Source organism: Candidatus Aquicultor secundus (assembly GCF_002791875.1).
GTDB lineage: Bacteria > Actinomycetota > Aquicultoria > Aquicultorales > Aquicultoraceae > Aquicultor_A > Aquicultor_A secundus.
Genome location: NZ_PFNG01000072.1, coordinates 13,390 through 22,565 on the forward strand (window position 1 = coordinate 13,390; position 9,176 = coordinate 22,565).

The 9,176-nt window shown below is 49.9% G+C and carries 8 protein-coding genes and 1 rRNA gene (1 of these 9 running past the window's edge); all 9 read right to left on the bottom strand.

The window, feature by feature from the left end:
• On the bottom strand, nt 1-876 hold an 876-nt coding region (gene ligA, locus COY37_RS02890), incomplete at its 3' end, for an NAD-dependent DNA ligase LigA (RefSeq protein WP_353682994.1).
• Between the two features lie 224 nt (nt 877-1,100).
• Nucleotides 1,101-2,180, bottom strand: a complete 1,080-nt coding sequence (locus COY37_RS02895; protein ID WP_286678568.1) for a polysaccharide deacetylase family protein — start codon at nt 2,178-2,180, stop codon at nt 1,101-1,103.
• Between the two features lie 203 nt (nt 2,181-2,383).
• Nucleotides 2,384-3,106: a UPF0280 family protein gene (locus COY37_RS02900; RefSeq protein ID WP_286678569.1), complete on the bottom strand. Its 723-nt coding sequence runs from the start codon at nt 3,104-3,106 to the stop codon at nt 2,384-2,386.
• Nucleotides 3,107-3,214: 108 nt separating this feature from the next.
• The gene (locus COY37_RS02905; RefSeq protein ID WP_286678570.1) at nt 3,215-3,601 is read right to left on the bottom strand and encodes a hypothetical protein; all 387 of its coding nucleotides are present in this window, start codon (nt 3,599-3,601) and stop codon (nt 3,215-3,217) included.
• Between the two features lie 277 nt (nt 3,602-3,878).
• Nucleotides 3,879-4,274 carry a CoA-binding protein gene (locus tag COY37_RS02910; RefSeq protein ID WP_286678571.1) on the bottom strand — a complete coding sequence of 132 codons (396 nt, stop codon included), beginning with the start codon at nt 4,272-4,274 and terminating at the stop codon, nt 3,879-3,881.
• A gap of 164 nt (nt 4,275-4,438) precedes the next feature.
• Nucleotides 4,439-4,969: a DUF5658 family protein gene (locus COY37_RS02915; RefSeq protein WP_286678572.1), complete on the bottom strand. Its 531-nt coding sequence runs from the start codon at nt 4,967-4,969 to the stop codon at nt 4,439-4,441.
• A gap of 93 nt (nt 4,970-5,062) precedes the next feature.
• A complete protein-coding gene (locus COY37_RS02920; RefSeq protein ID WP_286976008.1) occupies nt 5,063-5,668 on the bottom strand; it encodes a DUF5714 domain-containing protein in 606 nt (201 codons plus the stop codon).
• A gap of 254 nt (nt 5,669-5,922) precedes the next feature.
• A complete protein-coding gene (locus COY37_RS02925; RefSeq protein WP_286976010.1) occupies nt 5,923-6,498 on the bottom strand; it encodes a hypothetical protein in 576 nt (191 codons plus the stop codon).
• 270 nt (nt 6,499-6,768) lie between these two features.
• A 23S ribosomal RNA gene (locus tag COY37_RS02930) occupies nt 6,769-9,176 on the bottom strand; it runs 543 nt beyond the window's last position.

Genomic DNA, 9,176 nt, shown 5'->3' on the forward strand with positions numbered 1-9,176 from the left:
GATAACGACCCCATCTATCTCAAACGGCAACGAATGGCGCTTGTCCTGCCAGTACTCACAGAATTCATACGCCTCCTGCACCGACCCGACCTTCTTGATGTGCTTGTTTATCTTAAGACCGGCGGCCTCCATATACTTTAGCAGTCCCCACTGATCGGTAAACGCAACGCCCTCAACGTACCCAAGCGCATACACAAACATATCAAGGTTCCTTTTAGCCGAAACCTTGGGATCAAGCTGCCTGAGCGAACCCGCCGCCGCATTCCTGGGATTGGCGAAAAGGGGAATCCCAAGCTCCTCACGCTCCTCGTTAATCTGCTTAAACTGCTCTTTGGAGAGAAACGCTTCACCGCGCACCTCGAGCACATCCGGCGGCGCTTCCAAAAAGAGGCGCAAGGGAAGCGATTGGATGGTCTTAACGTTGGCGGTTATGTCCTCGCCGACCTCACCATCGCCCCTGGTCGCAGCATTCACATACATCCCGTGCTCATAGGTCAGCGACACCGCGACGCCATCGATCTTAAGCTCGCAGACTAACTCGATTTGGTCGGTCCCGAGTTCCCCGCTAATCCGATTAAAAAACGCAGCCAGCTCCTCAAACGAGAACGCGTTTGCAAGACTCATCATCCTGGCCCGGTGCCGCACCGGTTTAAACGCCTGAGACGGCTCACCGCCAACCCGCTGCGTCGGCGAATCGGGCGTAACAAGCTCCGGGTGTTCGGTCTCGATGGCGATAAGCTCCCGCATCAGTTCATCGTACTCGGCATCCGATATCTCGGGCGCATCCAGCACATAATAGCGGTGGTCGTGGTAATATATTAAGCTTCTCAGTTCCTCGGCGCGATTGTTCGCCTCTTGTAGTTTACTTATTAGAATCCCTCCGGAAATTGCGATCGGCGATCGGCGACTAGCGATTAATCAATAAAGCTAAGAGTCACGATCTTAAGCTAGCCGGCAGCGAAAAGCCGTTACGAAAAATCATTCTCGCACATGATAATTTTAACCTATTCTCGCAGACAATAAGCATTAAGCAAAGCGATAGTAATAAAGCGATTATACTGCAACGGGCACATAAAAAGAGGCGGAGAAAAACCACCTGCTTACTCAAAAAGCTGCGGCACGGTAACTATCTCATAGCCGCGCTCTTTAATCTGTTTAAGCAGTTCGGGAAGTATTGTCGCGGTTTGGCTGCTCCCGCAATGCATCAAAATGATCGCGCCGTTATCCAGCCCGGAGAGCACCCTGTTTTTCACCTGCTCGGCCGTCATCGTCGGTTTCCAGTCAAGCGAGTCAATCGTCCAGTAAATAGAGCGGTAGCCGGCATTCATGGCAACCCTCAACACCCTGGAATCACGTGCGCCATAGGGTGTCCTGAACAGCGGCTTGGTGCTCACACCGGTCGTTTTTTGGATAATGCCTTCGGTTTTACTCAGCTCATAAGCGATACCGTTGTTCGAGGTCTTGGTCAAATCAGCGTGCGAATACGTATGGTTTCCTATCGGGTTACCATCGTCGGCTATCTTCTTGGCAAGGTCTTCGTTCTCCTCAACCCACTTACCCGTCAAAAAGAACGTCGCCTTAACGTTGGCGTCCTCAAGGGCCTTGATGATCTGTCGCGTTGGCTCGCTTGTTGAACCCGCATCAAACGTCAATGCCACTTTCTTCGCATCTCTGGGTCCTCGAGAGATCTCTTGCGCGGATACCTTTATCGGCGAAGCCTTATTTTCCTTCGATTGCTGCCCGTCTTTCTTTTGTGTTGCCTCCGGTTCCACCGGCACTTTTGTCGGGATTTTAAGCAGCATACCTATCTGCAGGCTGTTGTCATCCCCAGAGAAGTTGTTAATATCCTTAATCTTCTGTACTGTGGTATTGTGCTTGGCCGCGATACTGTAGAAGGTATCGCCGGATTTAACGGTATAGGTGAGATAATTCGGTTCAGTGGTTGTCGTGGTTCCAAAAACCTTGCTGGTTGAGGACGTAACCACTACGGGCCTCTTTGCCGCCTTTTCCTTAACATCAGAGTGACCGCCAAGGCGATGCGCGAGGCTATACCCTCCATATGCTGCGGTAACGGTAAGAAAAAGTGCTGCCGCTAAAGCAACTCCAACCCGTTTGTAATTCCACTTCGTTCTCTGCCGTCTTTGAGGCTTACGCGTTTCAGGGGTCTTTATTTCATCCATGGGGCTCACCTCCTACTAGTAACTGCCGTGAGAATACTGCGACTAATACTGTCTTACCCCAGAATCCTAAAGCCAAGCCTTAGGTTAAGACTTATATGCTTACCTTCATACTATTATAATTCTTACCTGCTGGATTAGGCCAGCGTAAACCAGCACGAATGTAAAGTACTTTTGAAAAAGCAACCCGTAGTAGTAATCGGCAGTTAAGCAGGCATAAACTCAAACTTACCCCAGCCGCCAAGCGCGTCATCGACAATAATAATCGCGCCTTCGACCCCAGGTACGTTTTGAGCAACCTCAATAGCCTGCTTGATATCGTTTTTAGAGTGGATAAGATTGCCGACTTTAGTGGCAGTGGCATCGGCTAACGAGGTATTCTTCGAGAGGATAACAACCGCGTCGGATTTTCCAAAACTCACCGAATGACCGACCGTACCGGATGATGTGCAAACGCCAAGGGGAGTATCTTCGGGCAGCAATCGTACCGCCAGCTTATTACTTAAGGGCGATGTTCCGGCGAAAATGCCGATCTTTCGCTCCATGCCTGTTTTGATAAATATATCCCCACCGTTTTCAACGATCACTTCATCCGAATACGCAAGAAGGCCCAACCCGACGTACTCCGCAATCGCCCCGGCAACCGCGGCCATAGGGCCGACTTCCGCAAGCTTCGCCGCATCGGCCATCGACTTTACGATATCGGGAGCATCCGTGGGAATCTCTATGGGCACGAACGTTTTCAAGAATATGGGGTGCCTGGCGATAAAGTCCTCGATCTGTCCGCGATACAAACGCACTAGTTCATACGCGGCAGCCGTCAAGTCATTGTTTGCACATATAAAAAGGTCGGTTTCGTTAACTTTTACCTCAAACGCGAAGAGGTCCTTAGCCAGAACTTGGTTACGGTAAAAACGGGGTTCGTACACAAAAACACCTCAAACATTATGACTATTAAAGAACTACTAGACCGTAGGCTATCACAGTAAAGCAAAATAAAAAAGCCGGCCTTTGCCGACTTTTTTATTTTCCGCAGCTTATTTTTGGGAAGCTGCATCTGTCACGGTCTTCGTTCCCGCTACCGGCTTGGTCGCGGTAACTTTTTGCATTGAGGCTTGCGTAACCGCCTTAGCCTCGCCAACTAAAGACTTCACCGCACCGCTATACTTAGAGGCTTCGGTGCCTGCCTTTTGCGCATACGTCACGCCCTTATCGATATCCTGCTTGGTTCTATCTAACCTGTCCTGGATAACCCCGACATCTTTGCGGGTGGTGGTATATGCGGTGGTAGCAAAATCAATTGCCTTAGTTACCTTCCCATACGCTGCATCGATGCCTTGCTTTTCTTCTTGAAACTGAGCCGAAACTTGTGGGAATTGACTGAGCATGACAACTAAGATCAGCCCATAAAACAGCTTTCGCATTAAAACTCCTTCTTTGAAGCTTGCGCTTCAGTAAAACCTTCACTCAGTCGCTGGCCGTTATATAGTTTCACCTGCCTCCTGAAACCATTTTCTGGCAGAAAACCATAAAAAATTGCCATTAAAACCGTTATTTAGTTGTCAGTGTTTCATGCTTTTAATGTTTAGTGACGCTGTGGTGAATTGAGTAGAAAAAAGATGTGTTTGTTGCGTAGTCTCTATAATCTTTATGGTAGATTCTTACAATATGTAGTATCGGCTGCGGCACGGCAAACTTTACCTAGAAGTTTCTTCGTGCGACCATTATGCAGGAGTTGTGGATCTCCTTCACGCCGCTCTGTTTGCAGAAAGTAATCGCTTCCTGGCTTTCGGCGCCGGGTTGCATCCAGACAATATCTATGCCCTGCTCTTGTGCTTCCTTCACGATATTCTCGGTAACCTGCGGCGGCGTTACGATATCGACGACATCCGGCTTCTCGGGAAGACTGCTTATGGTAGGATACGCCTTATCCCCCTGGACCTTCTGCTCCCGGGCATTGACGGGATATACCTTATACCCGGCGCTTTTGAGATCTTCATATATCTTATATCCATATTTATCAGGATTATTGGATGCGCCGACAACCGCAATGATATTATTCTTCTTAACCGCCCGCCGTATCAATTCTTCTTCCATTATTATCACCTTTTAATTATTTCCGACGGCGCTCGCCAGCTCCTGGTATCTTACCAGGTATTTCGCTAGTTCTAAAGCTAAGCTTTAGCATAATATCCTGTACAATAAGCACAGCCTAAGCAAATAATCGCACAACAACAAACCGCTGGCAAATTTTTTGGGGTTTAGTAGTATCGGATTGCGCCGTAGATATGGTAGGCAATAAGGCACATGTAAAGCAGGATAAAGAGAATGCTGACCTCAAGGACAACCCGGTATTTTCTGAAGACCCAGACAATCGCCGTAATAGTAACCGCGAGGCTTACTTTAAAGATCACCGCCGCGGCCGGCCCCACGCTAAAGAGCTTATCCATAATCGGGTTTCCTTCAATAAACCCTGCGGAAAGGGCCTTGACTGTGAAAAAGTAATCGGCTAGGTTGAGCAGGTTAAACACAATAAGAAGCAGGACTAGCGTGTAGTAACTGTTTCTTAAATGCGATGCGCCGCGTCTAAAAATCCAGTGGTAAAGGCTTCTTGTATTGAGGTGGTTCTGCCTTCTGTCAAAACCTTCCCGCCGTTCCCATAGCTTTAAGCTGATACCGTTCCGGCGCCTATTGGTCTTACGACGTTCGATGCCGTAGCTTGCGCATTCATGGCAGGGTTTGCGGCACTCCGCGTTATGTTTTTTGCCCTCGTAGCATACGTAATTTTCCAAAATAGCTCCAGGATAATAGGACTCTAGCCCAACGAGAAACAAGAATGTCTTAAAAGAATTATCGGGGTAAAAAGCAGTTTGGTAAACGCTAAGCTACAAACTTAGCTTATTGATATCAAGTGCTGTGCTAAACTGGCACGTTAGAGGGTCGCAATTCACCATGGCGCCGACCTGGTGGCAGATAATATCGCTCGCCGATCCTTCTAATTCGATGCCAAATCTTGCATGTATCAGCGATACGATAAGGTCCATTATCGTCCACACCACATTCTTGCAGCATCTACAATTCGTCGAGTTATCGGCAAGGTATTCTATCGCCTCCGCCACAACCTTCATGGTTATATCATCCTGCAGGTCGGTTCTGTTAGGCATGGCTTTAAAAACGGCATGAAACGCAATACCGACGGCGGCACCCATCCCGCACACACCGGTCTGCAGCGTTGCCCGCGTCACCGCCCGCTCTTTGGCGGTCTCGAGCGCGCTAAAGATATCCTCATCGGTAAGTTTTGCCGAGCCCTCGTTCTTTATAGCCGTAAGAAGCGCAGCGGCAAATATCCAGGCATGTTCGCACGAACGATCGGGGAGTTGCGGGAAGCCCATCATCATCATTGCTATCTCGAAGGGATCTTTGGATCTGGTTGTCTTAATAATCCACTCGATAAACTCTGTGATCGGTATCTGGTAGCATGTCGGGCACACAAAGTGTCCCTCCGGGCACCAGAGATTTGATTTGTGCTGCTCACCGCAATAGTAGCAGGAGAGGTCTACCTCGGTATCCAGAAACTCAAGCAGCGATCCGCATGAGAAGCAATTTCGCACGTAGCCGGAGACTATGGGGCTATCCGACGTACCGCACAGCTGTCCTCGATCATTCGACCAGTTCGGTTGATGCCCACCGACATCAAAATCAAGACATCAGCCGCTCGGCAATAGCGCACCGGGCTTTTCTTCAATCACGACTGGTCGTCATCACCTTTTATGACGTCCTCGTGAATGATTTTCCACTTATCTTTTACCTTTTTGAGCTTCCACTCATAGGTGTTCTTTCCAAATGTACTGTAATTTTCATGCTGAGCGTCGTATTTGATATAGTATTCGAGATCCGCCGTTATGTCGGCCCCATCGCCGCTAAAACTGGTCTTTTTAAGCTTAACGCTGGATAGCCTGAATTCAAGAAGTCGCATCGGGGTACTTGTATCAAGCGCTCCCGTGCCGGTATCCTTGGATTTATCAGCGGCGATTAGACCATCTATGAGCTGCTGCTGCTCGGCCAGCTCTCCGGAATCCGCATCGTAGAACTCCATTAACTTCTGTTTGAATTCGCGGACTTTGTCCTGGTTTACAGAAAGACGGGCAAAGTTCTTAATATTCCAACCATTAATAGCCGTATTAGCAGCCTTAAGCTGGTCTTCACTTAACACTGGGTTGCGTGAAGCGAGTACTCTTTGTATGCCAACTACCGCAATAACCGCAATAATTATTATCCCAATAATAGTAATTATTGACTTTTTGCTTAAGTTAAAGCGCACAGTTACCTCCATTCGATTCTTACAAGCTTTAAATGTCCCCGCTACTTTACTTCTGGAAGCCTACCGGGATTAAAACTTCCAACCTCTTGTCACAATTCTATCTAAAACAGCACTTTATAGCAACTTTATTATATGCTGGAAATCCAACAAAGGTCCTACTCAACCACCAAAAGTTGCAGTAAATAGAACAATTAAAGCATTAAAAAAGACTGCTGCATATATGCAGCAGTCTTTTTTATAGAGCATAGCGCGCATAGAGTAGAGTCACAAAATATCAAGCTTATCGGTCACATTAGTACCGCTCGGCTGCAACCCTCGCGGGTTTTACACCTGCGGCCTATCAACCAGGTAGTCTACCTGGGACCTTCGTCGGTTTTTAAACCGACGGGAAACCTCATCTTGGGGTGGGCTTCGCACTTAGATGCTTTCAGCGCTTATCCCTTCCGAACGATAGCTACCCAGCGGTGCCCCTGGCGGGGCAACTGGTACACCAGAGGCCCGTCCACCCTGTTCCTTTCGTACTTAGGGCAGCTCCCCTCAAGTTTCCAACGCTCACGGCAGATATTGATCCGACCTATCTTACAATGGTCTTATTCCAGCTCACATACCGCTTTAATGGACGGCAAGTCCAACCCTTGGGAGCTCCTACACCCCCAGGATGCGATGAGCCGACTACGAGGTGCCAAGCCACTCCGTCGATGTGATCTTTCGGGGGTGATTGGCCCTATTTCCCCGGAGAACTTTTATCCCATGTAACGGTGGCCCACCCACTTGGTACCACCGCGTCACTAGGCCCGGCTTTCGCCCCTGCGCGGCCTGTCGGCCTAAGCAGTCAGGCACCCATACGCCCTTATGCACACTGCACGATTTCCGATCGTGCTGAGGGTACCTTTGGAGCCCTCCGTTACTTTTTAGGAGGGGGCCGAAACAGCCAAACTGTCCACCTGACCCTGTCCCCCCACCGGATTCACGGTGGCAGGTTAGGGCGTTCACCCAAGATCAAGCTGCAGTCAAGCTTCCGGGGGTTTACATCCCGCCGCGAGAAACCGGTCTATTCACCGATTTAGCCAATTTCGCCGAGTCCCTCGTTGAGACAGCGCTCGAGTCGTTATGCCTTTCGACATGACGGAAATTATCCGCCGGGAATTCCGCTACCTTTGGGCCGTCATTCCCTTACGGCCTCCGTTTACCGGGGTTTCGATTCGGAGCCCTCAGTTGAAATCGTTGGGGCTCTCCACCCCAACAATCCTACCCTACGACCCCTCTTCTTAGGGTCCGGCACTGGGAAGGCGTCAGCCCCTATACATCCTCTTACGAGTTAGCAGAGACCTGTGTTTTTAATAAACAGTCGCTCGAGCCAATTTAATTGAACCTTTCTTCGGGTTGCCCCGAGGAAAGACCCCCTTATCCCGAAGTTACGGGGTCAGTTTGCCGAGTTCCTTAACGAGGGTTGTCTCGCTCGCCTTAAGGGTTTATCCCTTAGCCTGCCTGTGTCGGTCTGCAGTACGGACACCGATCCAAATTGCGGGTTTTTTTAAGCGGTTCGGCCTTGCCGGGTGGGCTTCCACTCGTCCCCCGACGCGGCTTACCCGCGTCGCCCGCTTTTTAGTTGCTAGCTGCCGTCTACCGGTGAACAAACCACCGGAGAACAGCTTGCGTTAACAACTACGGATCGGTGGCGCCGGATTATTAACCGGCTTATCCATCGACTACGCCTTTCGGCCTCGCCTTAGGTCCGGCTAACTCCCAGTTGATGAACAGAGCTGGGAAAACCTGAGGCTTTCGGCGGATGGGATTCTCACCCATCTTAGTTAGCTACTCATGCCGGCATTCTCTCTTCTGTGGAATCCACCAGCCCTCACGGGATGGCTTCAACTCCCACAGAACGCTCCCCTACCGATCTAGGTAAGACGGCCAAGGTTAAAACCCTGACACACCTTATATATACCTAGAACTCACAGCTTCGGTGATAGACTTAAGTCCCGGACATTTTCGGCGCAGGATCGCTCCACCAGTGAGCTTACACGCACGACACTCTTTAAGGGATGGCTGCTCCTAAGCCAACCCCCTGGTCGTCTTCGCAATCCCACTTCCTTAAGAACACTGAGTCTATACTTAGGGACCTTAGCTGGTGATCCGGGTTGTTTCCCTCTCGGCTGCGGACCTTTACGCCCGCGGCCTCACTCCCGAGAAACGATCAACGGTATTCGTTAGTTCGACTTGGGCTCCGACCCACAAAGTTAAGGGGCCGTCGTACCAAATCGGCGCTCTACCCCCGTTGGTCTATCTCGAGGCTGCACCTAAATGCATTTCGGGGAGAACCAGCTATCTCCGAGCTCGCGTAGATTTTCTCTCCTATCCACAGATCCTCCCATGGCTCTCTCAGTCAACGGGTTCAGACCTCCACTCAGCCGCGCAAACGGCCGAACTTCATCCTGTCCATGGATAGCTCGCTCGGTTTCGGGTCTACAGCAAGCGACTTATTGGCGCCTTATTCAGACTCGCTTTCGCTGCGGCTCCGCTTGTTACAAGCTTAACCTCGCCACTCACCGTAACTCGCCGGCTCTTATACAATAAGCACGCCATTACAATGTGAGAAACTAGAAAGTTGACCGGCGCTATCGCGCCTAGTAGAAATTAGATTGAATCTAATTTCTAATCTCTCACTAGCTCTGACT

Excerpts from the sequence above, each read along its gene's own strand:
- COY37_RS02910 (WP_286678571.1), bottom strand. The coding sequence starts at position 4,274 with ATGGAAGAAGAATTGATACGGCGGGCGGTTAAGAAGAATAATATCATT.
- COY37_RS02895 (WP_286678568.1), bottom strand. The coding sequence starts at position 2,180 with ATGGATGAAATAAAGACCCCTGAAACGCGTAAGCCTCAAAGACGGCAG.
- COY37_RS02905 (WP_286678570.1), bottom strand. The coding sequence starts at position 3,601 with ATGCGAAAGCTGTTTTATGGGCTGATCTTAGTTGTCATGCTCAGTCAA.